Source organism: Parvibaculum lavamentivorans DS-1 (assembly GCF_000017565.1).
GTDB classification, from domain to species: Bacteria; Pseudomonadota; Alphaproteobacteria; order Parvibaculales; family Parvibaculaceae; genus Parvibaculum; species Parvibaculum lavamentivorans.
This window is the reverse complement of the sequence record NC_009719.1, coordinates 3,393,445-3,417,638: the sequence shown is the minus strand read 5'-3', so window position 1 is coordinate 3,417,638 and position 24,194 is coordinate 3,393,445. Positions and strand designations below refer to the sequence as shown.

Sequence of the window (24,194 nt, the reverse complement as noted above, 5' to 3'; positions counted from 1 at the left end):
AGAGCGCCTAGGCGGGAACGTAGGTCAGCCGGATCACGTCCTCGCCCATCGGGTCGCTGGCGGCAAGGCGGAGCGGCGGCCGCGGACCGGCAAAGAAGGGCGTGCCGCTGCCCAGCACCACGGGATGGAGATAGATCCGGTACTCGTCGATCAGGCCGAGCTCCGTCAGGCTTCGCGCCAGCTCCGGTCCGCCAACTTCGATCTCCCCGTCGAACTCGGCTTTGAGCTTGCGTATCGCTGCCGCGAGCTCGCCCGCGACAAGCGTGGCGTTGGGCCCGACGGATTTCAGCGTGCGCGACACGACCCATTTCGGGTTGCTCCGCCACGCCGCCGCGAACTCGCGCTCCGGCGCTCCCCATTCAGGATGCTCCTCGTCCCAGTACCGCATGATCTCATAGAGCTGGCGGCCATAAAGGCTCCCTGTCAGCCCGCGCGTCTGCTCGATGAAGTGACGGAAGAGCCGGGGGCCGGGCGCAAAGCCCATATGGTCGACATAGCCGTCCAGCGACTGGTTCATTCCGAAAAATATCTTGGCCATGCTGCACACTCTTGCTGCGGGGCCCGGAGAATAGCGCGGGCGGCGGCCATGAGAAGCAGGATTAGCCGCAATGACGCCTGCTTGACAGATGAGAACAAATGAGCAACATTCCAGTTCGGAACATTTGATGAACATCCACTGGAGGGCTTCAAAATGCGCGGTATCTGGAACAAGGCGGGCGGCACATCGGATGGCTGGTTCAAGGACGTCGCGGCCCTCATCTCCGTCGGCGCCTTCATCTGGGTCGTCAGCACCTGGACCGTCATCGCCCAAACCCTGATCGGCTAGAGCAGGGCCAACGGAGAATAGTGCGAGCTCTGACTCCGAGTCAGAATCTTGTGCTATTGAGAACAAGGGGAGAATGGCTCACAACCCGGGGGGGGAAGATGCATTATACTAACTCGCAGATGAAGCTCGATCAGCTGATCGGTTACTTCAACGGAAAGAAAATAAATCTAATCCCGCCGTTTCAGCGCGGGCATGTTTGGAAACCGGAGCATCGAAAGCGCCTGCTGGAAAACATGGTTGCTGGGCGTCCTATACCGGCCATTTTCCTTTATAAAGAGCCGGCTGGTTCGACCTTCGAATACAACATTCTTGACGGAAAACAGCGGCTAGAAAGCCTAATCCTGTTCATCGGTTCCAACAGGAAGGATATGAACGTCGCTGGCGTCAAAGACTATTTCTTTTCTGAAAAAGAGCGTTCTCAAATCCACTTCCAGATTGAAGTGGATGGCAAAAAGACAATGTTCAAGAATTTGTCGGATGAAGTCGTGCGTGACTTCAGAGAGTACGCTATCCCGACCATAGAAATTGACCTCGACGATGAAACGTCGCTCGACGAGATTATCAACCTGTTTGTCGACATCAACCAACAGGGTGAGAAGGTAAAAAGATTCGATATCGTCAAAGCAATTGGTAAGAAGAACAAACTTCTATCGAGCGTGTTCGAATTGGTCGCCCAGGAGCAGATCCGCAAGCAAGACAAGTACTTCAAGCCTAAAAACACAGCCTATTCGCGAGTGCTAGACAAGCTTCAGATAGTAGAGGCAGCATCTGACCCCAGTCAGAAAGTTGACCGAATGTGGGAGCGTCTATTCGAGTTGGTACTCATGAACCGAACAGGCAAACATCGTCAACCGAATCAAATTCTGAAGACCTTCATAAAGGTAGAAAAAGGCGACGATAGCCACGCTCTGGCGGCGGCAGAAAAAAGAAAGCTTCAACGCGTCTTTGCCTTTTTGGACGTTAGCTACGACGAAACGCCCCTTGGTGAAAGCCGGCTGGCACGCGACCTACCACATTTCTATACAATGGTAACAACACTGCTGTCCTCGGAGTTGCTGGATGCTGGCGGCGCGGCTCCGGACTATCCAAATGTCCGACGCAAACTCCTTGCTTTCTCCAAACTCATCAAGGAGGGCGCAAAGCCCCCGAAAAGCCAAACGGTAGCGGAAGCTTTAAGTGAGTACATGGGTGCAGCTGCAAAGCAGACGACTCATCCGGGGCGGCGCACGACGAGAGAGCAAAAATTCTTGGAGATTCTGGACACGCTTTGATGGCTGAAAGGTGAAGAGTATAGCCCGAAGGGATGAAGGATAGGAGGCGCTGCTTTCTCCCATCCTCCTGAAGGATGAAATTTGCCCTCGCAAATTTCGGGGTGGGAGCACTGAGCAAGTGACAAGGTCCTTCCCACCCTTCCCCTGAGGGATGGGCAAACAGCTGCAAGCGGTTTGGGGAGGGGCGCGGCATCGCCGCGTCCTCATAGCCGAACGAGTTGTCCACAGCTTTAGACCACCCGCCGCGTGACTCTGAAGCAAGGGCATCCGAAAATGCCCCATGTCCGACTCGCCCCCCAAATTCATCCATCTCCGCCTTCACTCGGCCTATTCGCTGCTGGAAGGCGCGATCCGCATCAAGGACATCCCGAAGCTCTGCAAGGCGAACGGCATGCCCGCCATCGCCCTCACGGACACGGCCAATCTCTTCGGCGCGCTGGAGTTCTCGGAGACACTCGCGAAGGAAGGCATCCAGCCGATCACCGGCTGCACGCTCCCCGTCCTTCTCGATACCTCCGACGAGCCGACGCGCGGTCCGATCCGGCGCGAGCCCTCCGGCAATCTCGCGCTCCTCGCCAAGGATGAGCGCGGCTACGAAAACCTGATGAAGCTGTCGAGCCTCGCCTTTCTCGGGCCGGATGCCGCCGAGCCCGCCCATGTCACGATGGAAAAGGTCGAGGAATTCCAGGAAGGCCTGATCTGCCTCACCGGCGGACCGGACGGCCTCGTCAACCGCCTCATAGAGGCGGGCCAGCCCGATGCCGCCGCGGAACTTCTGCTGCGCCTCAAGCGCATCTTCGGCGACCGTCTCTATGTCGAGCTTCAGCGCCACGATCTTCCCCGCGAGCAAATCGTGGAAGGCCCGCTGATAGAACTCGCCTACAAGCATGAGCTGCCGCTCGTCGCCACCAACGAACCCTATTTCACGCGCGAATCCGAATACGAGGCGCATGACGCACTGATCTGCATCGCCGCCGGCGCCTATGTCGTGCAGTCGGATCGCCGCCGCCTCACGCCGCAGCACCGCTTCAAGTCGCAGGACGAGATGGCGGCCCTCTTCGCCGACCTGCCGGAAGCGATTGAAAACACCGTCGAGATCGCGCGCCGCTGCGCCTATCGTCCGCAGACCCGCAATCCGATCCTGCCGAAATTCGCCGCCGGCACCAGCGAGGCGGACGAGCTGCGCCGTCAGGCGGAGGAGGGGCTCACCATGCGCCTCGCGACGCTCGAAGCCGTCGCGCCGGAAGAGGAGTATCGCGCCCGCCTGAACTTCGAGCTCGACGTCATCATCAAGATGGATTTCCCCGGCTACTTCCTCATCGTTGCCGACTTCATCAAATGGGCGAAGGGGCAGGGCATTCCCGTCGGCCCCGGCCGTGGCTCGGGCGCGGGCTCCGTCGTCGCATGGGCGCTCACCATCACCGACCTCGATCCGCTGCGCTTCGGTCTCCTCTTCGAACGCTTCCTGAACCCCGAACGCGTCTCGATGCCCGACTTCGACATCGACTTCTGTCAGGACCGCCGCGACGAAGTGATCCGCTATGTGCAGGCGCGCTACGGCGAGGACAAGGTCGCTCAGATCATCACCTTCGGAAAGCTGCAGGCCCGCGCCGTGCTGCGCGATGTCGGCCGCGTGCTGCAAATGCCCTATGGACAGGTGGACCGTCTCTGCAAGCTGGTGCCGAACAATCCGGCCGCGCCGGTCACGCTGCCTGAAGCCATCAAGGGCGAGCCCCGTCTTCAGGAAGAACAGCGCGCCGACGAGACGGTGGCGAAGCTTCTTGAAATCGGCCAGAGCCTCGAAGGTCTCTATCGCCACGCATCGACCCATGCGGCCGGCGTCGTCATCGGCGACCGTCCGCTCGATGAGCTGGTGCCGCTCTACCGCGACCCGCGCTCCGACATGCCGGTCACCCAGTTCAACATGAAATGGGTCGAGCCCGCCGGCCTCGTGAAGTTCGACTTTCTCGGCCTGAAAACGCTCACCGTCCTGGACCGCGCCGTGAAGCTTCTCGCCCGCCGCGACATCCAGATCGACCTGCTCAATCTTCCGTTGGCGGATGAAAAGACCTTTGCCATGCTCGGCCGGGGCGAGACGATCGGTGTGTTCCAGCTTGAAAGCTCGGGCATGCGCGATGTGCTGCGCAAGCTGGAGGCCGACCGTTTCGAGGACATCATCGCCCTTGTCGCGCTCTATCGTCCCGGCCCGATGGACAACATCCCGTCCTATGTGAAGCGCAAGCACGGAACCGAAAAGCCGGACTACCTCCATCCGCTGCTTGAGCCCGTCCTGAAGGAGACGCACGGCGTCATCATCTATCAGGAGCAGGTGATGCAGATCGCGCAGATCCTCTCCGGTTACTCGCTCGGCGAAGCCGATCTTCTTCGCCGCGCCATGGGCAAGAAGATCAAGGCCGAGATGGAGGCCCAAAAGGAGCGTTTCGTCACCGGCGCCGTCGCCAAGCAGATCGACAAGGCGCAAGCCGCCAGCATCTTCGAACTGGTCGACAAGTTCGCGGGCTACGGCTTCAACAAGTCCCACGCCGCCGCCTATGCGCTCGTCGCCTATCAGACCGCCTGGCTGAAAGCGAACCACCCGGTCGAGTTCCTTGCCGCTTCCATGAGCCTCGATCTCGGTAACACCGACAAGCTCGGCCTCTTCAAGCAGGAGGCGGAGCGCCTCGGCCTGAAGGTGCGCCGTCCCTGCATAAACCGCTCCGAAGGCCTCTTCGGCGTCGCCGACGGCGAAATCCTCTATGCGCTCGCCGCCATCAAGAATGTCGGCCTTCAGGCCATGGAGCACATCGTGGAGGTTCGCCGCGAGGGCGGCCCCTTCCGCGACCTCTTCGATTTCGCGCGCCGCATCAATCCGCGTCTTATCAACAAGCGCACCTTTGAAAATCTGGCGCGGGCAGGGGCCTTCGATGCGCTGAACCCCAACCGCGCCCAGGTGCTCGCCGCCGCCGATCTCCTGCTGGGCACCGCGAACGTCGCCGCGCAGGAGCGCGAGAGCAAACAGGTCGGCCTCTTCGGCGAGGAAAGCGGCGTCGCCGCCGCTCACCCGGCACTCCCCGCTATCGAGCCCTGGCTGCCGATGGACCGCCTCACCGAGGAATTCAATGCCGTCGGCTTCTATCTCTCCGGCCACCCGCTGGATGATTACCGGACCGCCCTTCAGCGCGCGGGCGTCGTGACCTATGCCGAGCTGCTCGGGAAGACCTCGACGGCGGCCAAGATCGCAGGCACCGTCACCGCGAAGCAGGAGCGCAAATCCAAGAAGGGCAATCCCTTCGCCTTCCTCTCCCTGTCGGACCCGACCGGCCAGTTCGAGATCGTCGTCTTCTCCGAAGTCCTCGCCCAGTCCCGCCAGCTCATGGAGCCGGGCAGCGCCGTCGTCCTCAATGTCGAGATCGAGCGCATCGGCGAGGAGGTGAAACTCCGCGCCCAGTCGCTCCGCAGCGTCGACGAGGTCGTGAAGGACACCGGCGCCGGCCTCAAGATCTTCATCGAGGATAAGTCCTCCATCGAGCCCCTGAAATCGCGTCTCGCCGAACGCGGCAAGGGCATCGTCTCCCTCATCCTCATGACCGAGGGTGGAGGGGAGGTCGAACTCAAACTGAAAGACCGCTACCGCGTCACCCCCCAGCTCCGAGGCGCGATAAAATCGGTTCCCGGCATCGTCGAGATCCAGGACATATGACGGTTCGTTGACGGTTCGATGACAGTCGGCCGGGGATAACCGCCTAAGACGCTGTAACGCTTGCTTTTTCCCGCTTTTAAGCCTATCAAGGCGCCATTCCACACGCGGGGTTCGGCTCTCCCACTTCCTTTTCTCAAGGAAAACATAGGGTTAGTCGGTCCGGTGCGACATCAGTCGTTCACTCCCCGCGGAGGTTCAACCGGAAAAGGAGCACAAGTGCCATGGCACTTCCCGATTTTTCTATGCGTCAATTGCTGGAAGCCGGCGTTCACTTCGGCCACCAGACCCACCGCTGGAATCCGAAGATGGAGCCCTTCCTCTTTGGTGACCGAAACAACATTCATATCATAGACTTGGCGCAGACTGTTCCGCTTCTGCATCAGGCTCTCGTCACCGTCCGCGACGTCGTCGCCGGTGGCGGCCGCGTGCTTTTCGTCGGCACCAAGCGCCAGGCGTCGGACCCCGTCGCTGCCGCTGCCCGCCAGTGCGCCCAGTACTACATCAACCACCGCTGGCTCGGTGGCATGCTGACCAACTGGAAGACCATTTCGAATTCGATCCGGCGCCTGCGCCAGCTCGACGAGATGCTCGCCGGCGAAGCTAAGGGCTTGACGAAAAAGGAAGTTTTGAACCTGACCCGCGAGCGCGACAAGCTTGAGCGCGCCATCGGCGGCATCAAGGACATGGGCGGTCTGCCCGACCTGATCTTCGTCATCGACACGAACAAGGAAGAAATCGCGATCCAGGAAGCCCGCAAACTGGGCATCGCCGTCGTCGCGATCCTTGATTCCAACTCGAACCCGGACGGCATCGCATTCCCGGTCCCCGGCAATGACGACGCTGCCCGCGCGATCAGCCTTTATTGCGATCTGGTCTCGCGCGCCGTCATCGACGGCATCTCGCAGAGCCAGTCGGCCTCCGGCGTCGATGTCGGTGCCGAAGCCGAACCTGCGGTCGAAATTCCGGCCGCCGCCGAAGCCTGATTAGGGCAACGGAATCAAGTCATTAGGCCCGGCATTTGATGCCGGGCCAAACCTGACCTGAGCCCCGCTGGGGCGACAGAAACCGAGGACATCCGATGGCTGAAATCACCGCGAGCATGGTGAAACAACTGCGCGAGACCACTGGCGCAGGCATGATGGATTGCAAATCCGCCCTCACCGAAACGGGCGGCGACATGGAAGCAGCCATCGACTGGCTGCGCACCAAGGGCCTCGCGAAAGCCGCCAAAAAGGCTGGCCGCGTAGCCGCCGAAGGCCTTATCGGCGTTGTCGCGAACGGCACCGCCGGCGCGATCGTCGAAGTGAATTCCGAAACCGACTTCGTGGCGCGCAACGAGCAGTTCCAGAAGATGGTGTCCGACATCGCCTCGGCGGCGCTGTCGGTCGAAGGCGATTTCGACAAGCTCGTCGCCTCGACCTATCCCGGCTCGTCCAAGTCCGTTCAGGACTATGTGACTGAAATGGTTGGCACAATCGGCGAGAACATGAGCGTCCGCCGCGCCGGCTGCATCTCCGTGAGCGACGGCGCCGTGGCGGCTTACGTCCACAGCCAGGTCGTTCCCGGCCTCGGCAAGATCGGCGTGCTGGTCGGATTGGAGTCCAAGGGCGACAAGACGAAGCTCCTCGAACTCGGCCGCCAGATCGCCATGCACATCGCCGCGACCAACCCGCTGGCGACCCGCAAGGAAGAGATGGATCCCGCCCTCGTCGAGCGCGAGCGCAATGTCCTGATCGCGGAAGCCAAGGAATCCGGCCGTCCCGACAACATCATCGAGAAGATGGTCGAGGGCCGCATCCGCAAGTTCTACGAGGAAGTCGTCCTCCTCTCGCAGGCCTTCGTCATCAATCCCGACGATACGGTCGAAAAAGCCGTAAAGGCAGCAGAAGCCGATGTGGGTGCTCCCATTACGGTCGTCGGCTTCCTGCGCTTCGCTCTCGGTGAGGGCATCGAGAAGGAAGAGTCCGATTTCGCGGCCGAAGTAGCGGCTGCCGCTCGCGGCTGAGACGAATTGCCGATTGAAGTAACGCCCCCTTCGCCAGACGGTGCTGGGGGCGTTATTGTCGGGGGAGCCGAGATTCGGGCAATGTCCGCTCAGGCGCACGTCCAGAAACGGCCTTAGGGCCAGCCGCAACGGAACGCTGTAAATGTCTGATAAACCTCTTTATTCGCGCGTTCTTCTCAAGGTCTCTGGCGAGGCTTTGATGGGCCCCGCTCAGTACGGGATCGATCTCGACACCGTCGACCGCGTCGCGCGCGACATAAAGCAGGCCATCGATGCAGGCGTTCAGGTCTGCTTGGTGATCGGCGGCGGGAACATATTCCGCGGCCTCTCCGGCGCCGCCAAGGGCATGGAGCGCGCCAGCGCCGACTATATGGGCATGCTGGCCACCGTCATGAATGCGCTCGCCATGCAAACGGCCCTCGAAGCCATCGGCGTTCCCACGCGCGTCCAGTCGGCCATTCCGATGATGACGGTTTGCGAGCCCTACATCCGCCGCCGCGCCGTCCGCCACATGGAAAAGGGCCGTGTGGTGATTTTCGCCGCCGGCACCGGCAACCCCTTCTTCACGACAGATACTGCCGCTGCCCTCCGCGCTGTGGAAATGGGCTGCGACGCCCTGCTCAAGGGAACCCAGGTGGATGGCGTCTATTCGGCGGATCCGCACAAGGTTGCCAATGCCGAACGCTATGACAGGCTGACCTACATGGACGTCCTCGCCCGCGACCTGAAGGTAATGGATGCCTCCGCGATTGCGCTGGCGCGCGAGAATGCAATTCCGATCATCGTCTATTCGATCGACGAACCGGGAGGCTTCGCCGAAGTTCTCACCGGTGCCGGCCGCTGCACCATAATCTCCGACGCGGCCTGAGCTCGATCGACCAGAAGAAAAGGACAGAAAATGGCTGACACGACTTTCGACATCGACGATACGGAACGCCGGATGCGGGGAGCGCTCCAGTCGCTGAAGCAGGAATTTGCGGGCCTCCGCACCGGCCGGGCGACAGCAAGTCTTCTGGAGCCGATTGTGGTGGAAGCCTATGGGCAGAGCATGCCCATCAACCAGGTGGGTACGATCGGCGTTCCCGAGCCGCGCATGCTGACCGTGCAGGTCTGGGATAAGGGGATGATTTCCGCCGTCGAGAAGGCCATCCGCAGCTCGGGGCTCGGCTTGAACCCCAATGTCGATGGCATGCTGATCCGCCTGCCCATTCCCGAGCTCAACCAGGAGCGCCGCGCGGAACTGACGAAGATCGCGGCCAAATATACCGAGCAGGCCCGTATCGCCGTGCGCAACGTCCGCCGCGATGCGATGGATGAACTCAAGCGCCTCGAAAAAGACTCACATATGAGCCAGGACGATCACAAGAGCTGGTCGGAAAAGGTGCAGAAGTTGACGGACAAGGTCATCGGCGAAATCGACGCTGCTCTTGCTCACAAGGAAGCTGATATTATGCAGGTGTGAATGCCGCATCCCTGCGGCGTCAAGATGTGACGTTATCAGCCGTTATTGAATGGAAACCTGAGGATAAGATGCTGACGTCCAGCCATAAGATGAGCGACATAGCGCCGGGCAAGCCGCCCCGGCATGTCGCCATCATTATGGACGGCAACGGCCGCTGGGCGGCAAAGCGCCATCTTCCGCGCGCGGCCGGTCATCGCCAGGGTGTGGAGACGGTCCGTGTGATCGTGCGCGCAGCCGGCGAGCTGGGCATCGAATACCTCACGCTTTACGGCTTCAGTTCGGAGAACTGGAAACGCCCTGTCGAAGAGGTCAACGACCTCATGGGCCTCCTGCGGCTGTTTATCCGGCGTGATCTTGCCGAGCTTCACCAGAATGGAGTGCGGGTCCGTATCATCGGAGAACGCGATCATCTCGACGCAGACATCGTGGCGCTGATCGACGAGGCCGAAGCTTTGACCCGCAGCAATGACAGGCTGCAACTTGTGATTGCCTTTAACTACGGCGGTCAGAACGAGATAGCTTCCGCGGCGCGCCGTATGGCATACGAAGTCAAGGCAGGCCGGCTCGATCCGGAAGCAATATCGCCCGAGACCATTTCCGGTTTTCTGGACACGGCCGGCGTGCCGGATCCCGACCTCATCATCCGCACCAGCGGCGAGAAGCGTCTCTCGAATTTTCTGATATGGCAGAGCGCTTATTCGGAGCTCGTATTCTCGGACATTTTCTGGCCGGACTTCACTCCGGATTGCCTTCGTGATGCCGTGGCCGAGTATCAGCGGCGAAGCCGGCGGTTCGGGGCGGTCGGAGAACCGGAACCAGGCGGCAAGGCGTGAACGGATGAGTGAACGGCCAAGCGCGCAATCGGGCGATATAACTCCAGTTCAGCGTAGCGATCTGCGGGTCAGAATTCTGTCGGCGCTGGTTCTGGCTCCCGTCGTTCTTGTGGCCGTGTGGTATGGCGGTTGGGCTTTTTCGCTGATGCTGGCCGCTGCAGCGGTGCTGATGGCGCATGAAATTGCAGGCTTGCTGTTTGGCGGAGGAGGACTTCGCCGTGCGGGTCTTCTGGCGGCAACCTCGCTCGTGGCGATCGCGCTCGCGTCGGCTGGATTGGCGGCAGCCGCCTTGGCCGCGTCCGCAGCCGGCCTCGCTTTTGAGTTGGCCGCCCGAAGCTGGAAACGAGAAAGGCTCTGGCCCGCCTTGGTCGCCTATCCCTATCTGTTGCTGCCGCTGGTCGCGCTGATCTGGCTTCGGACGGATCCGGCGCTGGGGCTGGTGGTTGTCGTCTGGCTTCTGGCAACGGTATGGGCCATAGACATCTGCGCCTATTTTGCAGGCCGGTTCATTGGCGGCCCCAAGCTGGCGCCACGCATCTCGCCGAAAAAGACCTGGGCCGGACTGATCGGCGGCATGGCGGGTGCGGTGGCGGTTGCAGTTGCCACGTCCGCCTGGCTCGGTGAAGGTTCAGCCGCATTGCTGGCTGTCGTTGCTGCCGTTCTGGCCATCTTCGAACAAGCAGGGGATTTCGCGGAATCCGCTTTCAAGCGGCGGGCGGGCGTAAAGGATTCCGGTACGCTTATCCCCGGGCATGGGGGTATCCTGGACCGGGTCGATGGTCTTATCGCGGTTGCCGTCGGTGCGGCTGCACTGGCATTGGCCCATAGCGCCGCCTCACCCGCCGCAGGAGTGTTGATTTGGCCCTGATCGCAGAGGCTCATAACGCAGAAACAGGCGCAAGCTCCCGGGCGGCGGCAGGCGGCAGGAAGAGCATCACCATCCTCGGTTCCACCGGCTCGATCGGATGTTCGACGCTCGACCTGATCGCGCGCGACAGAGACGGGTTTGACCTCGTGGCGCTGACGGCGCATCGGAACGTCCGCCGACTGATCGAACAGGCGCGACAGCACCGGCCGCAACTTGCCGTTATTGCCGATCGAAGCCTCTATACGGAGCTCAAGGAAGGCCTTCAGGGGACCGGCATCGAGGTCGCGGCGGGCGAGGAAGCCGTGATCGACGCCGCGGGCCGCTCTGCTGCCTGGGTAATGGCGGGCATCGTCGGCGCGGCGGGGCTGGCGCCTACGCTTACCGCGGTGAGGCGCGGCGCCTGCGTAGCGCTGGCGAACAAGGAGTGTCTGGTATCGGCCGGCCCGCTTTTCCTTGAAGAAGTGGCGAAATCCGGTGCCACGTTGTTGCCGGTCGATTCCGAACATAACGCCATATTCCAGGTGCTGGACGCGAACCAGCTCGGTTCGGTGGAGAAGATAGTTCTGACAGCCTCAGGCGGACCGTTCAGGACGTGGAGCGAGGCCGAGATGGCTGCTGCAACCCCGGAACAGGCTGTCGCCCATCCGCGCTGGGACATGGGAGCAAAAATTTCGGTCGACTCCGCAACGCTCATGAACAAGGGGCTCGAGCTGATAGAGGCCCACTACCTCTTCCCGGTTGGCGAGCCCCGCCTCGACGTCATTATTCATCCTGAGTCCATCGTCCATAGCATGGTGGCCTATGAAGATGGCTCGGTCCTGGCTCAGCTCGGCTCACCGGATATGCGTACGCCCATCTCCTATGCACTAGCCTGGCCGAGCAGGATGGCGACGCCCTGCGCGAGGCTTGACCTTGCTCAGATAGGGCAGTTAACCTTCGAAGCACCTGATTTCAAACGCTTTCCGGCCCTCGCCCTTGCGCGGGAGGCATTATGTGCCGGCGCAGCTGCGTCAACGGTCCTGAACGCAGCCAACGAAGTGGCCGTTGCGGCGTTTTTGGCCGGCCGTATCGGATTTCTGGATATTGCTTCGGCGGTTGCGTCCGTTCTGGCTCTCGGAACAGGCGCCGTTGCGGTCCCGGCTGACTTGGAGACAGTTTACGAAATTGACCGGATTGCGCGGATTCAGACCGAGGAATGGGTGCAAAATCGCGCCCGCTGACGTAGTCTGTCCGGCAGTCGATCACGAGTCGTTACGACTTGGGGAATACGACAGGTATAGTGGGGGAAACGGTTCGGTCGCCTTTGATGGAAGGCGATCCGCGCCGCTCTTGTGTGGGATAACAGCTTGAACGCGATGGATCTGCTAGCAGGGCTTGGCGGCTTTGGAGAGTCTCTCTGGAGCTACCTCATTCCTTTCCTGTTTGTTTTGACCGTGGTCGTCTTTTTCCATGAGTTGGGTCACTTCTCGGTGGCGCGCTGGTGCGGGGTCAAGGTCAGCACCTTCTCCATCGGGTTTGGCCGGGAGATTTTCGGCTGGAATGATCGCCACGGCACACGCTGGAAGGTGAGCTGGATTCCCCTGGGCGGATACGTCAAATTCGCCGGTGACGAAAACGCAGCAAGCATGCCGAGCCGGGAGCAACTGGAGCGAACCCCAATTGAAGAGCGCTCCGGGCTCTTTCATTTCAAACCGTTGCATCAGCGTGCTGCCGTTGTGGCGGCGGGGCCCATCGCCAATTTCATTCTGGCGACGGTGATTTTCGCCTGCATCTTCACCTTTCTCGGTCGCAGCATCGCGACGCCGGTGGTGGATGAAGTCAGGCCGGACAGCGCCGCTGCTGCGGCTGGATTTGTGGCGGGCGACCGGATTGTCGCGATCGACGGATCGCCGATCGCCAGCTTCGAGCAGATGCAGCGCATTGTTACGGGCAATGGCGGTGCCGAACTCCGCTTTGATGTCGCGCGAGGCGAAGAAACGGTCGCGCTGACGGCTGTACCTGAGGTTCAGGAAGTTACCGACCGTTTTGGAAATGTGCATCGCATAGCCATGCTGGGCATCGTGCGTCACGTCGATAGCGGCAATGTTGAGGTTGTGCGAAGCGACCCGGTAACTGCGCTTTGGCTAGGGGCCAAGGAAACCTGGTTCGTGGCCGAACGCACCCTCAGCTATATCGGTGGCATTTTCACCGGAACCGAAGATCCAGATCAGTTGGGCGGCCCCTTGCGCATTGCGCAGGTTTCAGGTCAGGTCGCCACTATCGGCTTCGCGGCGCTCATCAGTATGACCGCGATGCTCTCTGTAAGTATCGGGCTTTTGAATTTGTTTCCGGTGCCGATGCTCGATGGCGGTCATCTTCTGTATTACGCCGTAGAGGCGGTTCGCGGACGTCCGCTGGGCGAACAGGCACAAGAATATGGATTCAGGATCGGTCTGGCGCTCGTCATGATGTTGATGGTATTCGCCACATGGAACGACCTGGTTCATCTGCAGGTCTTTTCATTTTTGAGTGGACTATTCAGCTGATCGACGGAAGCAGATCGTATCTGCGACAATGAAAGTTTCTAGGCGGGCGGTGTCATTACGGCACTGCGTGGCAGGTTAGGGGACGAGATGGGGCGACTGGCCGATAACAAGACCATGACTGCGCGTGCGGTACGGATTTCCGTGGCGTTTGTTCTTGCGTGGCTCATTGCTGGCTGGGGTGCCGGCGAAGGCAAATTCGGTGTCTCTGCTGCATACGCCGCAGAACAGCCTGTCATCAGTGAAATCGTCGTTCAGGGAAATCAGCGCATCGAAGCGGAAACTGTCCGCTCTTACATGCTGATTACGCCGGGAACAGAGTACGACCCTCAGGTCGCCGACCAGTCGCTCAAGCAGCTTTTTGGTACAGGCCTTTTTGCAGACATAACGATGCATCTCGACGGTTCGCGTCTCGTTGTGTCCGTGGTCGAGAACCCGATCGTCAATCGCGTCGCCTTCGAAGGAAACAGTGCGCTCAAGGAAGAAGATCTGAAAAAGGAAGTGCAGCTTCAGCCGCGCGTGGTCTACACGCGCGCGAAGGTGCAGGGCGACGTAACGCGGATGATCGAGCTGTACCGTCGCAGCGGACGTTTCTCGGCTACCGTCGAACCCAAGGTTATTCAGCTTCCGCAGAACCGCGTCGATCTCGTCTTTGAAATCACCGAAGGTCCGAAGACCAAAATCGCCTCGATCAACTTTATCGGCAACGACGAGTTCAGTGACGGAACATTGAGAGAAGTGATTTCGACGGGCGAGTCTGCCTGGTGGAAGTTTCTGTCATCATCCGACAGTTATGATCCTGATCGTCTGACCTATGACCGCGAACTTCTGCGCCGCTATTATCTTCAGCGCGGCTACGCCGACTTCCGAGTTGTTTCCGCTGTGGCAGACTTGAGCCGCGGCGATGCCGCCTTCCACATCACATTCACTGTGGAAGAGGGAGAAATCTACGAGTTTGGCGAGGTCGAGGTTACGACCGAGTTGGACAAGCTGAACAAGGAAGAGCTTGAAGCGCTTCTGTTGCCGAAGTCGGGCGACGTCTACAACGCCGGGCTTATCGATGAGACAATCGATGCGCTGACCTTTGCCGCCGGCACCAGCGGCTATGCCTTCGCGGAGGTCCGCCCGCGTATCAAACGGCGTCGCGACGAACGCGTGATCGATCTGACATTCCAGATCACCGAAGGTCCGCGCGTTTATGTCGAACGGATTAATATCACCGGTAACTCGCGTACTCTCGACAGGGTGGTGCGCCGTCAAATGCGAATGGCTGAAGGCGACGCCTTCAACAAGGTTCTGCTCGACAGATCCGAGAAGAATATTCGCGCGCTGCAATTCTTCAGCAAAGTCGAAGTGACGCAAAGCCCGGGCTCTGCGCCCGACAAGACGATCGTCAATGTCGACGTCCAGGAGCAGTCGACGGGCTCACTCTCGCTCAGTGCGGGTTTTTCGACGCTTGATAATGCTGTGGCCGGCATCCAGCTATCGGAACGGAATTTCCTCGGTCGAGGCCTTCAGTTGAGCACTGCGCTTTCGATCTCCAAGCGCCGCCAGCTGATCGAATTCCACTATACGGACCCCTATTTCCTGGACCGCAACCTTCTCGGCGGCATAGATCTTTTCGGAAGTGAGACCAACTTTCAGAACGAATCCTCATTCGACTCTCGTTCGCAGGGCTTCGGGCTCCGGTTCGGTTTCCCTCTCTCGGAAAAGAGCCGTTTCCTGTTGCGGTATCAGTTCCGCTTCGACGAGATTTTCAACGTCCGTTACCTTTCCTGTACTGATCCGGCTTATGTGCCCGGAACCTATTGCGTGTCTCCGATCGTAAAGGACGCCGAAGGTACGGAGTTCCGGTCCATCGTTGGCTACGACTACTACTACGATAACCGCAATGATCCTGTGGAGCCGACGGGCGGTTGGGACTTCCTGTTCACCCAGAACTTCGCCGGTCTCGGCGGCACCGTCCGCTATGTATCGACCGAAATTCTCACTCGTTACTATTACGAATTGTCCAAGGAATTCCTGACGAGCTGGCGTCTCGATGGCGGTTATATCTACGGTCTCGGTGACGATGTGCCCTTGAACGATCATTTCTTCAAAGGCGGAAACAATATCCGTGGCTTTGCCCGCGGAGGCATCGGTCCTCGAGACGTAGTTTCGACAAACCAGGACGCGGTTGGTGCGACCGCTTATATCTTCGGCACCGCTGAAATTACCTTCCCGAACGGACTGCCAGAAGCATTGGGGATCAAGACTTCCCTATTCACCGACGGTGGGTTTATTGGTTTGTCTGACTATGACCAGGCGCTCTATCCGGGCATTGTCGATGATTTCGCTCCGCGCGCGTCGGTGGGTGTCAGCCTCTATTGGCAGTCGCCATTCGGACCCATCCGGCTTGATCTCGCGCAAGTGCTGCTGGATGAGCCCTATGACGAGAGGGAAGCTTTCCGCTTCAGCGCTGGTACATCGTTCTAAGGACCGCGCGAGCAGGTCCATAACAAAGCTCAAAGGGGCGTTCGTAAATGAAGTTCAAGTTGATTGTTTCGCGCCTTCTGGTCGCTGCGGCGCTGGCGACAGGTGTTTCATTGCCGTCAATGTCCGTAGCGGCGACACCTGCCGTGATATTCATTGTCGATACGGAAGCCGTCTTCGCGCAGTCGAAGGTCGGGCAGAGCATTCGTACACAGTTTGAAGATCAGGCGAAAAAACTTCAGGCCGAAGGAAAGAAGACTGAGGACGCCATTCAGGCGGACGCCAAGAAGCTGAGCGAAGAGCGCGCACTTCTTTCACCCGAGGACCTTCAAAAGAAGTTCCAGGCCTTGCAGAAGCGAGAAGCCGAATTCCAGCAATCGATGCAGCGCAAGGGGCAGTCGCTCCAACTGGGTCTGCAGAGGGCCAACTCAAAGGTGGAGGCGGCACTGCGCCCCATCTTTGCCGAGGTTCTGCGGGAGAGGGGCGGCACAGTCCTGTTCGATCAGACTGTCGTGCTCGCCGGTGGCGCCGATCTCGATATTTCCGGTGAGGTGTTGAAGCGGCTTAACGAGAAGCTCACGACGGTCGAAGTGAAGCCGATGACGGCCGAAGAGTTGGCAGCCGCACAGAAAAGCGGTCAGTAGCATAAAGGGCAGGCGCGCCGCTCCCCGGCCGCCGAGATACGACGGCTATGGCGGACAAACGCTTCTTCGAGGCAAAAGAGCCACTGTCGCTCGGCGAGATCGCCGGGCGCATCGGGGCCGCGCTTGCCGATGCTGATGATGGGAGCCGTATCGTAACCGGCGTGGCGCCGCTTGATACCGCAGGCTCCAACGATCTGAGCTTTCTCGACAATCCGAAATATGCTGAAGCATTTTATGCCACAGCGGCCGGCGCCTGCATTGTCCATCCGCGTTTCGCAGAGCGCGCGCCGGACAATGTTGCGCTGATCCTCTCCGACCAGCCTTACCGTGCCTACGCGCTTGTAGCTCAAATATTTCATCCGGATGAGGCGCATGGTGCGGACACATTCGGCGCGCGCGGTGAAATTCATCCAAGAGCCACGGTTCATCCGACAGCAAAACTCGGGACAGGGGTGACATTGGAGCCGGGCGTCACGATTGGAGCCGGCGTAGAGATCGGCAACAACACAGTCATCGGCACGAACACGAGTGTTGGCAAGGGGTGCACAGTCGGCAAGGATTGCTTTATCGGGCCGAACGTCACACTCAGCCATGCTCATCTGGGAGACAGGGTAATGGTCCATCCCGGCGTACGCATCGGCCAGGACGGTTTCGGTTTCGCAATGGGCCTGCCGAGACATGAGAAGGTGCCGCAGTTGGGGCGCGTCATTGTGCAGGATGATGTAGAGATCGGCGCAAATTCAACAGTGGATCGGGGGGCGGGCCCCGACACAGTGATCGGTGAGGGAACCAAGATCGATAATCTTGTGCAGATCGGTCACAACGTGGAAATCGGCCGAGGGTGCATTATTGTCTCGCAAACAGGTATCGCCGGGAGCACCAAGCTGGGTGATTTCGTCGTCCTGGCGGCTCAGGTGGGTGTTACTGGCCATCTGACAATAAATTCCGGCGCGCAAATTGCTGCGCGCGGTGCTGTGGTTCATGACGTACCAGCCGGCCAGCAGTATGGTGGCGTGCCGGCGAAGCCTATTGCGGAATGGCGTCGCGAGGTCGTAGAGCTGCGCAAGCTTGGCAGACGTCGCAGGTCCGGCACCAAGGCGGACGACTGAGCTGAAATGAAAAGCCCTGGAAGGACACGAACGCATGAGCGAGGCTGAAGTGCCGGAGAAGCTGGACAGTGCCGACATAAATCGGGTGCTGGAACTTTTGCCACATCGCTATCCCATGTTGATGATCGATCGCATCATCGAGATGAAGAGCGATGAGTCAGCTATCGGAATCAAGAATGTAACCAACAATGAGCCGTTCTTTCAGGGGCACTTTCCCGGACATCCGGTTATGCCGGGAGTGCTGATCGTAGAGGCTATGGCTCAAACGGCAGGCGCACTTGTCATCAATCATCTGGGTACATCGGGAAGTAATCAGCTTGTCTATTTTATGACTGTTGATCGCGCGCGCTTTCGAAAGCCGGTTGTTCCGGGCGATGTGCTCCATGTGCACGTCACAAAGATTCAAAGCCGTGGTTCGGTGTGGAAGTACCATGGCGAGGGCAAGGTCAATGGTCAGTTGGTCGCTGAATGCGATCTTGGTGCGATGATCGCCGGTCAGGGGACGAAATGACCGAGGTGCATCCGACGGCTATTGTCGATCCCAAGGCACAGATCGCTCAGGATGTGGCTGTTGGCCCCTATTGCGTTGTTGGACCAAATGTCGTCCTCGACACTGGCGTTGTTCTCCATTCCCACGTCGTCATCCAAGGGCGAACAACGGTTGGCGCGCGGACGCAGATATATTCATTCGCGTCCATCGGACATCCACCACAGGACCTTAAGTACAAAGGCGAGCCGAGCACCCTGGATATCGGAACGGACAATCTCATCCGGGAACACGTAACGATGAACCCCGGTACAGAGGGCGGCGGCATGCAGACGCGCGTCGGCAATCATTGTGCCTTCCTTGCCAGCGCGCATGTCGGACACGATTCCATTATCGGCGACCATGTGGTGTTCTCGAATAATGTGATGTTGGCGGGGCACTGCAAGATCGGCGATTTCGTCATCTTTGGTGGCGGCGCTGCGCTTCATCAGTTCGGTCGCGTCGGAAAACACGCCTTTGTCGGAGGAATGAGCGCGGTTGAGAATGACGTCATTCCCTACGGGCTCGTCGTCGGAAACCGCGCGCATCTAATGGGGCTCAACCTCATCGGATTGAAGCGGCGGGGATTTTCGCGCGAACAGATTCAGGCGATGCGGGAAGCTTACGGTGTCCTCTTCTCCGAGGAAGGCACATTACGCGAACGGGTGGAGATCGCTGCTTCTCGATTCGCAGACCATCCGGAAGTCATGGATATCGTGAATTTCATTCGCGCTGAATCGGACCGCGCAATATGTATGCCCCGGCATGACCGGGCCGCATGAAAACGGGCTGAATGACCACCGTTGAGAAACCTCGAAAACTTGGCATAGCCGCAGGCGCCGGTCCTTTGCCTGTTGCTTTGGCGGAAGCGGCGCAGGCTGCGGGACGCGAAGTTTTTATCGTGGGTATCGAAGGGGCCGCGAATGAGGACATCGCCCGCTTTCCGCATGCATGGGTGAAGCTCGGAGCTATGGGCGAATTCCTTCGTTTGTTGAAGAGCGCAGGGTGTCAGGACATTGTGCTGATCGGAGGCCTCCGCCGTCCCGATATCAGCAAGCTGGGGCTCGACGTGACCGGCATGAAACTGCTTCCTCGGGTCGCGCGCTGGATGAAGGAAGGCGACGATGGACTTCTACGCGGCCTGGCGGAGTATTTTGAGAAAGATCATGGTTTTCATGTCGTGGGCGCTCATGAGATTGCCGCGAGCTTGCTGATGCCGGAAGCGCTTCTCACCAAAGCTGCGCCGTCGGATCAGCAAGAGAGAGATATTGACACCGCCATTCGCGCAGCGCTCGCTATCGGTGCATTGGATATCGGCCAGGGAGCGGTAGCATGCCGGGGTATTGTCCTCGCCCTTGAAGCGGCGGAGGGGACTGACGAAATGCTTCATCGTGTGGCGCGATTGCCCGCTGAGCTGACGGGATCGCCGGAAGTGCCGGACGGTGTACTCGTGAAGTTATCAAAGCCCGGGCAAGAACGCCGCGTCGACATGCCGACGATCGGTATTCAGACAGTCGAGAACGCAGCCGCCGCAGGCCTGGCGGGAATTGCCGTCGAAGCAGGCGGCACTCTTGTAGTGGACGGCGAAGCTGTTGCTCGAGCCGCGAATGCGAAGGGGCTTTTTGTGTTGGGATTGAGCCGCGCCCGCATAGAGATGCAAGTTCCGTGAACGCCGCCGAGCGAGAAGGCATTCATATTATGCTGGTTGCTGGAGAAACCTCCGGCGATGCGCTCGGCTCGGACCTCATGATTGCATTGAGAGAAATTTCGACCAGGTCCATACGTTTCTCGGGAGTTGGCGGTCCCCGTATGGAGAGAGAAGGACTTCCCTCGATATTCCCCATGTCTGATATTGCGGTAATGGGACCGCGCGAAATCATTCCGCGCCTTCCTCTTATTTTTCGCCGGATTTGGCAGACAGTGCGACATGCTGTCGACAAGAAACCTGATGTAGTCGTTGTGATTGATAGCCCGGAATTCACTCATATGGTTGCGCGGCGAATTTATCGTCGTGCTCCGTCCATTCCCATCGTCAATTATGTTTTGCCAAGTGTCTGGGCCTGGCGTCAGGGGCGCGCGCGGGCGATGAGTAAATACATACGTCGTGTTCTTGCTCTTCTACCCTTTGAACCGGTCTTCCTGAAGTCGGCCGGTGTGGACTGCGTCTATGTCGGGCATCCCGCGATCAACCGGATACCTGATGAGGGAAGCGGCGCACGGTTCCGGGCCGCTCGGGGAATTGACCCCACGGGACCGGTTCTGCTGGTTTTGCCCGGAAGCCGGATCAACGAGGTGAAGCATCTCCTCGCTATTTTTGGCGAGACGGTGGAGAAGCTCGCAGCCGAATTGCCATCACTGCGAGTTTTAGTGCCGACCGTTCCGCATGTGCGGGGACTTGTTGAAGCATCGGTGACGCGATGGCCGGTGAACGTCGAAATCATCGAGGACGATGAAGAAAAGCGTGCGGCTTTCGATGCCAGCACTGCGGCTCTTGCGGCCTCTGGCACTGTTGCGCTGGAGCTCGGTCTGGCTCGCGTTCCGATGGTCATAGCTTATCGCGCCGAAGCGCTGGTCGGCTGGTTTGCGCTCAAAGTACTCAAGGTGCCATCTGTCGTGCTCGTAAACCTCATTCTCGACCGGCCCGCTGTTCAAGAATATCTGCAGGGTCGCTGCAAAGCAGATGATCTGTTGCAGGGGCTACGGCCATTGATGCGCGACACTCCGGAAAGACGGCGTGCTCTGGCGGATCTCGACGAGTTTCGTGTGCGCATGGGGGTGACAGGCGAGCCGCCAAGCCGACGTGCGGCTCGGGCGGTGCTGGATATTCTGGAGCCCGTTACCCCTGTTGAATGAAAAAGGGCGCCCTATAGAGGCGCCCTTTTTGTATCAGCTCTTTTATTTGCGCTTCTATTTGCGCTTCCCGACGTCAACATAGTCGCGACGCGGCGCGCCGGTATAAAGCTGGCGCGGACGACCGATACGCTGACCCGGATCTTCGATCATCTCATTCCACTGAGCGACCCAGCCCACCGTACGGGCGAGCGCAAAGAGAACCGTGAACATCGTCGTCGGGAAACCCATCGCCTTCAAGGTGATGCCGGAATAGAAATCGATATTCGGGTAGAGCTTTTTCTCGACGAAATACTCGTCGTTAAGTGCGATCTTCTCAAGCTCCAAGGCTACATCCAGCATCGGATCGTCTTTGATGCCGAGCACGTTGAGAACTTCGTGGCATGTCTGCTGCATCACGCGCGCGCGAGGATCGTAGTTTTTGTACACGCGGTGACCAAAGCCCATCAGACGGAAGGGATCGTTCTTGTCCTTGGCGCGCTTGATGAACTCAGGAATACGGTCGACCGTGCCGATCTGTTGGAGCATGTTCAACGCAGCTTCGTTTGCACCACCGTGGGCCGGACCCCAAAGACAGGCAATACCGGCGGCGATGCAGGCAAAGGGATTGGCCCCTGACGAACCGGCAAGCCGCACAGTCGAGGTGGAGGCATTCTGTTCATGATCGGCATGCAGGATGAAAATGCGGTCCATCGCCCGAGCGAGAATGGGATCCACCTTGTATTGCTCGGCAGGTACCGAGAAACACATGTGCAGGAAGTTTTCCGCGTAATCGAGATCGTTGCGGGGATAGACGATCGGCTGGCCGGCAGAATATTTGTATGCCATCGCCGCAATCGTCGGCATCTTCGCAATCAGGCGGCGGCTCGCGATCATGCGCTGCGTGGGATCGTTGATGTCGGTGGAGTCATGATAGAAGGCGGAAAGTGCTCCGACCATGCCACACATGATGGCCATGGGATGAGCATCCCGGCGGAATCCGCGCAGGAAAAAGGTCATCTGTTCGTGCACCATCGTGTGCATGGTGATGGCGCGCTCGAATTCCCGGTATTCGGCTGCGGTCGGCAGGTCGCCATTTAGCAGCAAAAAACAGGTTTCGATGAAATTGCCGTGATCGGCCAGCTGATCGATCGGATAGCCCCGATACAGCAACACGCCTTCTTCGCCATCGATATACGTGATGTCGGATTCGCAGCTAGCGGTCGACGTGAAGCCAGGGTCGTAAGTGAAGTGTCCGCTTTTGCCGTATAGGGCGGAGATATCTACGACGCTCGGACCGAGTGAGCCGCCATAGACTGGCAACTCGTAAGACTTGCCGTCCACCGAAAGGGTCGCGTTTGAAATCGCGCCGGCTTTGGTTCCGAATTTTGTCATACCTGCCTACCTGTCATGTTTGGCCGGCTGGTACACTGCGTTTCAGCAGTAGAGCCGGACAGTTTGTAAAAGTCGTCTTCTCGCGCAAAAGCCCTCAACAATGTGAGGAGCCTATGCGGCTTGATCCTTTATTCGTCCCAGCGCTTCGTCGCGGCCCAGTGTCGCCAGCACGTCAAAAATGGGCGGAGAAACGGTGCTGCCGGTCACGGCTGCTCGAAGCGGCTGTGCCACCTTGCCGAGCTTGAGATTTTCCTCCTCCGCGAAGGCGCGAACCGTGGTTTCAATTTCGCTGAGGATCCAGTCGTTGCGAGCTTCGAGCCGGCTGACGAGGCGCGCAAGCAAGGCGCGGGCCTCCGGGTTCAGCAGCTGCAATGCCTTGTCGTCACAGGTGAGCGGGCGATGAACGAGCAGGAAGGCTGCTCCTTTGCCGATTTCAACAAGCGTCTTTGCCCGCTCTTTCAATCCTGGCATGAGCGCAATCAGCTTCTTCCGGAACTCGTCATCCGTTTTCCAGCCTTCGTTGCGGGTCATCAGTGCAATCGTCTCGTCGGCCAGGCGCTCGTCATCCGCTTCACGAATGTAATGGCCATTGAGGTTTTCGAGCTTGGCGAAATCAAAGCGTGCGGGCGAACGGCCAATACTTTCGAGGTTGAACCATTCAATGGCCTGCTCTGTAGAAAACAGCTCATCGTCGCCATGGCTCCAGCCGAGTCTGACGAGGTAGTTCCGCATCGCCTCAGGAAGATAGCCAAGGTCGCGATAGGCTTCCGCGCCCAGAGCGCCGTGACGTTTCGACAATTTTGCGCCGTCCGGTCCATGGATCAGAGGGACATGAGCAAATTCAGGTACTTCCCAGCCGAGGGCTTCATAAATCTGACTCTGCCGCGCGGCGTTCGTGAGGTGATCGTCGCCGCGGATGATATGAGTAATCGACATGTCGTGATCGTCCACCACGACGGAAAGATTGTAAGTTGGCGTTCCGTCGCTTCGGAGAAGGATCAGATCGTCCAGTTGTTCATTGGGAAAACGCACGTCTCCCATAACGTGGTCGCGGACGATTGTTTCTCCATCATTGGGAGACCGGAAGCGAACGACAGGCCGCACGCCTGCCGGAGCTTCAGCAGGGTCCCGGTCCCGCCAACGGCCATCATAGTGAATGGGGCGGCCTTCGGCGCGAGCTTTTTCACGCATTTCTTCAAGTTCCTGCTGGCTTGCGTAGCAGTGGTACGCCTTGCCCCGATCAAGCAATTCCTGCACCGCCTCCACATGGCGCGCGGCGCGTGACGCCTGGAAAACAGGCTCGGCGTCCCAGCTGAGCCCGAGCCATTGCAAGCCTTCGAAAATGGCATCGATAGCGGGGGTTGTTGACCGCTCCCTATCCGTGTCTTCGATGCGCAGCAGGAATTGGCCGCCATGGTGGCGAGCAAACAGCCAATTGAACAGCGCAGTCCTGGCGCCCCCGATATGAAGATACCCGGTAGGCGAAGGGGCAAAACGGGTGATGACTGTCTTCTTTTCCGTCATGATCTCCTGCGATCCGGCTCCGCAGCCGCGCGGGTATGCAACTAGACTGAATGTTGGCAAGCTTCGACCCGGAAATAGGGCGCAATGCCTTGGGTCCGCTGCGGGGGCAGGGGATTTTCTACCACATTGCGGCGACGCAACGTAAGTCCGAAATGAGCGTGGGGACGATCCACGAAAAGTGTTTGGTGGCAGGGTGTTAGGCGTAACT

Annotated in this window: 21 protein-coding genes; 18 read left to right on the top strand and 3 right to left on the bottom strand. The window is 59.2% G+C overall.

All coding sequences use genetic code 11. The features are described from left to right. Window positions 1-7: 7 nt before the first annotated feature. Complete coding sequence (locus tag PLAV_RS16265; protein WP_012112132.1) at window positions 8-538, bottom strand: dihydrofolate reductase family protein; 531 nt, start codon at window positions 536-538, stop codon at window positions 8-10. A 153-nt stretch (window positions 539-691) separates the two neighbouring features. Here PLAV_RS16265 and PLAV_RS19990 point away from each other — a divergent pair, with 153 nt between their 5' ends. The 18 genes from PLAV_RS19990 to lpxB all read left to right on the top strand — a co-directional run bounded on the left by PLAV_RS19990 (window position 692) and on the right by lpxB (window position 21,091). After that, window positions 692-826, top strand: coding sequence for a hypothetical protein (locus PLAV_RS19990; RefSeq protein ID WP_012112131.1), 135 nt, complete (start codon window positions 692-694; stop codon window positions 824-826). A 98-nt stretch (window positions 827-924) separates the two neighbouring features. After that, window positions 925-2,097, top strand: a complete 1,173-nt coding sequence (locus PLAV_RS16260; RefSeq protein ID WP_012112130.1) for a DUF262 domain-containing protein — start codon at window positions 925-927, stop codon at window positions 2,095-2,097. A 280-nt stretch (window positions 2,098-2,377) separates the two neighbouring features. Beyond that, the gene (gene dnaE, locus PLAV_RS16255; protein WP_012112129.1) at window positions 2,378-5,797 is read left to right on the top strand and encodes a DNA polymerase III subunit alpha; all 3,420 of its coding nucleotides are present in this window, start codon (window positions 2,378-2,380) and stop codon (window positions 5,795-5,797) included. 221 nt (window positions 5,798-6,018) lie between these two features. Beyond that, window positions 6,019-6,780 carry a 30S ribosomal protein S2 gene (rpsB, locus tag PLAV_RS16250; RefSeq protein ID WP_012112128.1) on the top strand — a complete coding sequence of 254 codons (762 nt, stop codon included), beginning with the start codon at window positions 6,019-6,021 and terminating at the stop codon, window positions 6,778-6,780. A gap of 95 nt (window positions 6,781-6,875) precedes the next feature. Continuing rightward, a complete protein-coding gene (gene tsf / locus PLAV_RS16245) occupies window positions 6,876-7,802 on the top strand; it encodes a translation elongation factor Ts (RefSeq protein WP_012112127.1) in 927 nt (308 codons plus the stop codon). Between the two features lie 142 nt (window positions 7,803-7,944). Next, window positions 7,945-8,670 (top strand): UMP kinase, encoded by a 726-nt coding sequence (gene pyrH, locus PLAV_RS16240; protein ID WP_012112126.1) that lies wholly within the window; start codon window positions 7,945-7,947, stop codon window positions 8,668-8,670. Between the two features lie 30 nt (window positions 8,671-8,700). Further along, window positions 8,701-9,264, top strand: coding sequence for a ribosome recycling factor (gene frr / locus PLAV_RS16235; protein WP_012112125.1), 564 nt, complete (start codon window positions 8,701-8,703; stop codon window positions 9,262-9,264). A 68-nt stretch (window positions 9,265-9,332) separates the two neighbouring features. Continuing rightward, a complete protein-coding gene (locus tag PLAV_RS16230; RefSeq protein WP_012112124.1) occupies window positions 9,333-10,097 on the top strand; it encodes an isoprenyl transferase in 765 nt (254 codons plus the stop codon). 4 nt (window positions 10,098-10,101) lie between these two features. After that, on the top strand, window positions 10,102-10,965 hold the full coding sequence (locus tag PLAV_RS16225) for a phosphatidate cytidylyltransferase (RefSeq protein WP_012112123.1): 864 nt from the start codon (window positions 10,102-10,104) through the stop codon (window positions 10,963-10,965). Continuing rightward, window positions 10,956-12,185, top strand: a complete 1,230-nt coding sequence (locus PLAV_RS16220) for a 1-deoxy-D-xylulose-5-phosphate reductoisomerase (RefSeq protein ID WP_012112122.1) — start codon at window positions 10,956-10,958, stop codon at window positions 12,183-12,185. The genes PLAV_RS16225 and PLAV_RS16220 overlap by 10 nt, the downstream gene beginning before the upstream one ends. Before the next feature lie 135 nt (window positions 12,186-12,320). Then, window positions 12,321-13,490 carry an RIP metalloprotease RseP gene (gene rseP, locus PLAV_RS16215; RefSeq protein ID WP_041536837.1) on the top strand — a complete coding sequence of 390 codons (1,170 nt, stop codon included), beginning with the start codon at window positions 12,321-12,323 and terminating at the stop codon, window positions 13,488-13,490. Between the two features lie 87 nt (window positions 13,491-13,577). Continuing rightward, window positions 13,578-15,962 carry an outer membrane protein assembly factor BamA gene (gene bamA, locus PLAV_RS16210; protein WP_012112120.1) on the top strand — a complete coding sequence of 795 codons (2,385 nt, stop codon included), beginning with the start codon at window positions 13,578-13,580 and terminating at the stop codon, window positions 15,960-15,962. A gap of 47 nt (window positions 15,963-16,009) precedes the next feature. After that, window positions 16,010-16,603, top strand: a complete 594-nt coding sequence (locus PLAV_RS16205; RefSeq protein WP_012112119.1) for an OmpH/Skp family outer membrane protein — start codon at window positions 16,010-16,012, stop codon at window positions 16,601-16,603. A 47-nt stretch (window positions 16,604-16,650) separates the two neighbouring features. Next, window positions 16,651-17,712 (top strand): UDP-3-O-(3-hydroxymyristoyl)glucosamine N-acyltransferase, encoded by a 1,062-nt coding sequence (gene lpxD, locus PLAV_RS16200; protein WP_012112118.1) that lies wholly within the window; start codon window positions 16,651-16,653, stop codon window positions 17,710-17,712. A 34-nt stretch (window positions 17,713-17,746) separates the two neighbouring features. After that, window positions 17,747-18,223 carry a 3-hydroxyacyl-ACP dehydratase FabZ gene (fabZ, locus tag PLAV_RS16195; RefSeq protein WP_012112117.1) on the top strand — a complete coding sequence of 159 codons (477 nt, stop codon included), beginning with the start codon at window positions 17,747-17,749 and terminating at the stop codon, window positions 18,221-18,223. Then, on the top strand, window positions 18,220-19,020 hold the full coding sequence (lpxA, locus tag PLAV_RS16190; protein ID WP_012112116.1) for an acyl-ACP--UDP-N-acetylglucosamine O-acyltransferase: 801 nt from the start codon (window positions 18,220-18,222) through the stop codon (window positions 19,018-19,020). Before fabZ ends, lpxA begins: the two co-directional genes overlap by 4 nt. An 11-nt stretch (window positions 19,021-19,031) precedes the next feature. Further along, a complete protein-coding gene (locus PLAV_RS16185) occupies window positions 19,032-19,907 on the top strand; it encodes an LpxI family protein (RefSeq protein ID WP_012112115.1) in 876 nt (291 codons plus the stop codon). After that, window positions 19,904-21,091 carry a lipid-A-disaccharide synthase gene (gene lpxB, locus PLAV_RS16180; protein ID WP_041536078.1) on the top strand — a complete coding sequence of 396 codons (1,188 nt, stop codon included), beginning with the start codon at window positions 19,904-19,906 and terminating at the stop codon, window positions 21,089-21,091. Before PLAV_RS16185 ends, lpxB begins: the two co-directional genes overlap by 4 nt. A gap of 54 nt (window positions 21,092-21,145) precedes the next feature. Here the strand turns inward: lpxB and gltA are convergent, their stop codons facing one another. Further along, the gene (gltA, locus tag PLAV_RS16175) at window positions 21,146-22,462 is read right to left on the bottom strand and encodes a citrate synthase (protein WP_012112113.1); all 1,317 of its coding nucleotides are present in this window, start codon (window positions 22,460-22,462) and stop codon (window positions 21,146-21,148) included. 111 nt (window positions 22,463-22,573) lie between these two features. After that, window positions 22,574-23,986, bottom strand: a complete 1,413-nt coding sequence (gltX, locus tag PLAV_RS16170) for a glutamate--tRNA ligase (RefSeq protein ID WP_041536077.1) — start codon at window positions 23,984-23,986, stop codon at window positions 22,574-22,576. Between the last annotated feature and the right edge of the window lie 208 nt (window positions 23,987-24,194).

Bases quoted from the DNA above. Each gene is read 5' to 3' on its own strand.
- PLAV_RS16185 (WP_012112115.1), top strand. From the start codon at position 19,032: ATGACCACCGTTGAGAAACCTCGAAAACTTGGCATAGCCGCAGGCGCC.
- rseP (WP_041536837.1), top strand. From the start codon at position 12,321: ATGGATCTGCTAGCAGGGCTTGGCGGCTTTGGAGAGTCTCTCTGGAGC.
- bamA (WP_012112120.1), top strand. From the start codon at position 13,578: ATGGGGCGACTGGCCGATAACAAGACCATGACTGCGCGTGCGGTACGG.
- lpxD (WP_012112118.1), top strand. From the start codon at position 16,651: ATGGCGGACAAACGCTTCTTCGAGGCAAAAGAGCCACTGTCGCTCGGC.
- PLAV_RS16265 (WP_012112132.1), bottom strand. From the start codon at position 538: ATGGCCAAGATATTTTTCGGAATGAACCAGTCGCTGGACGGCTATGTC.
- frr (WP_012112125.1), top strand. From the start codon at position 8,701: ATGGCTGACACGACTTTCGACATCGACGATACGGAACGCCGGATGCGG.
- lpxA (WP_012112116.1), top strand. From the start codon at position 18,220: ATGACCGAGGTGCATCCGACGGCTATTGTCGATCCCAAGGCACAGATC.
- PLAV_RS16230 (WP_012112124.1), top strand. From the start codon at position 9,333: ATGCTGACGTCCAGCCATAAGATGAGCGACATAGCGCCGGGCAAGCCG.
- gltX (WP_041536077.1), bottom strand. From the start codon at position 23,986: ATGACGGAAAAGAAGACAGTCATCACCCGTTTTGCCCCTTCGCCTACC.
- PLAV_RS16225 (WP_012112123.1), top strand. From the start codon at position 10,102: ATGAGTGAACGGCCAAGCGCGCAATCGGGCGATATAACTCCAGTTCAG.
- gltA (WP_012112113.1), bottom strand. From the start codon at position 22,462: ATGACAAAATTCGGAACCAAAGCCGGCGCGATTTCAAACGCGACCCTT.
- PLAV_RS16260 (WP_012112130.1), top strand. From the start codon at position 925: ATGCATTATACTAACTCGCAGATGAAGCTCGATCAGCTGATCGGTTAC.
- tsf (WP_012112127.1), top strand. From the start codon at position 6,876: ATGGCTGAAATCACCGCGAGCATGGTGAAACAACTGCGCGAGACCACT.
- pyrH (WP_012112126.1), top strand. From the start codon at position 7,945: ATGTCTGATAAACCTCTTTATTCGCGCGTTCTTCTCAAGGTCTCTGGC.
- fabZ (WP_012112117.1), top strand. From the start codon at position 17,747: ATGAGCGAGGCTGAAGTGCCGGAGAAGCTGGACAGTGCCGACATAAAT.
- dnaE (WP_012112129.1), top strand. From the start codon at position 2,378: ATGTCCGACTCGCCCCCCAAATTCATCCATCTCCGCCTTCACTCGGCC.
- PLAV_RS19990 (WP_012112131.1), top strand. From the start codon at position 692: ATGCGCGGTATCTGGAACAAGGCGGGCGGCACATCGGATGGCTGGTTC.
- PLAV_RS16205 (WP_012112119.1), top strand. From the start codon at position 16,010: ATGAAGTTCAAGTTGATTGTTTCGCGCCTTCTGGTCGCTGCGGCGCTG.
- rpsB (WP_012112128.1), top strand. From the start codon at position 6,019: ATGGCACTTCCCGATTTTTCTATGCGTCAATTGCTGGAAGCCGGCGTT.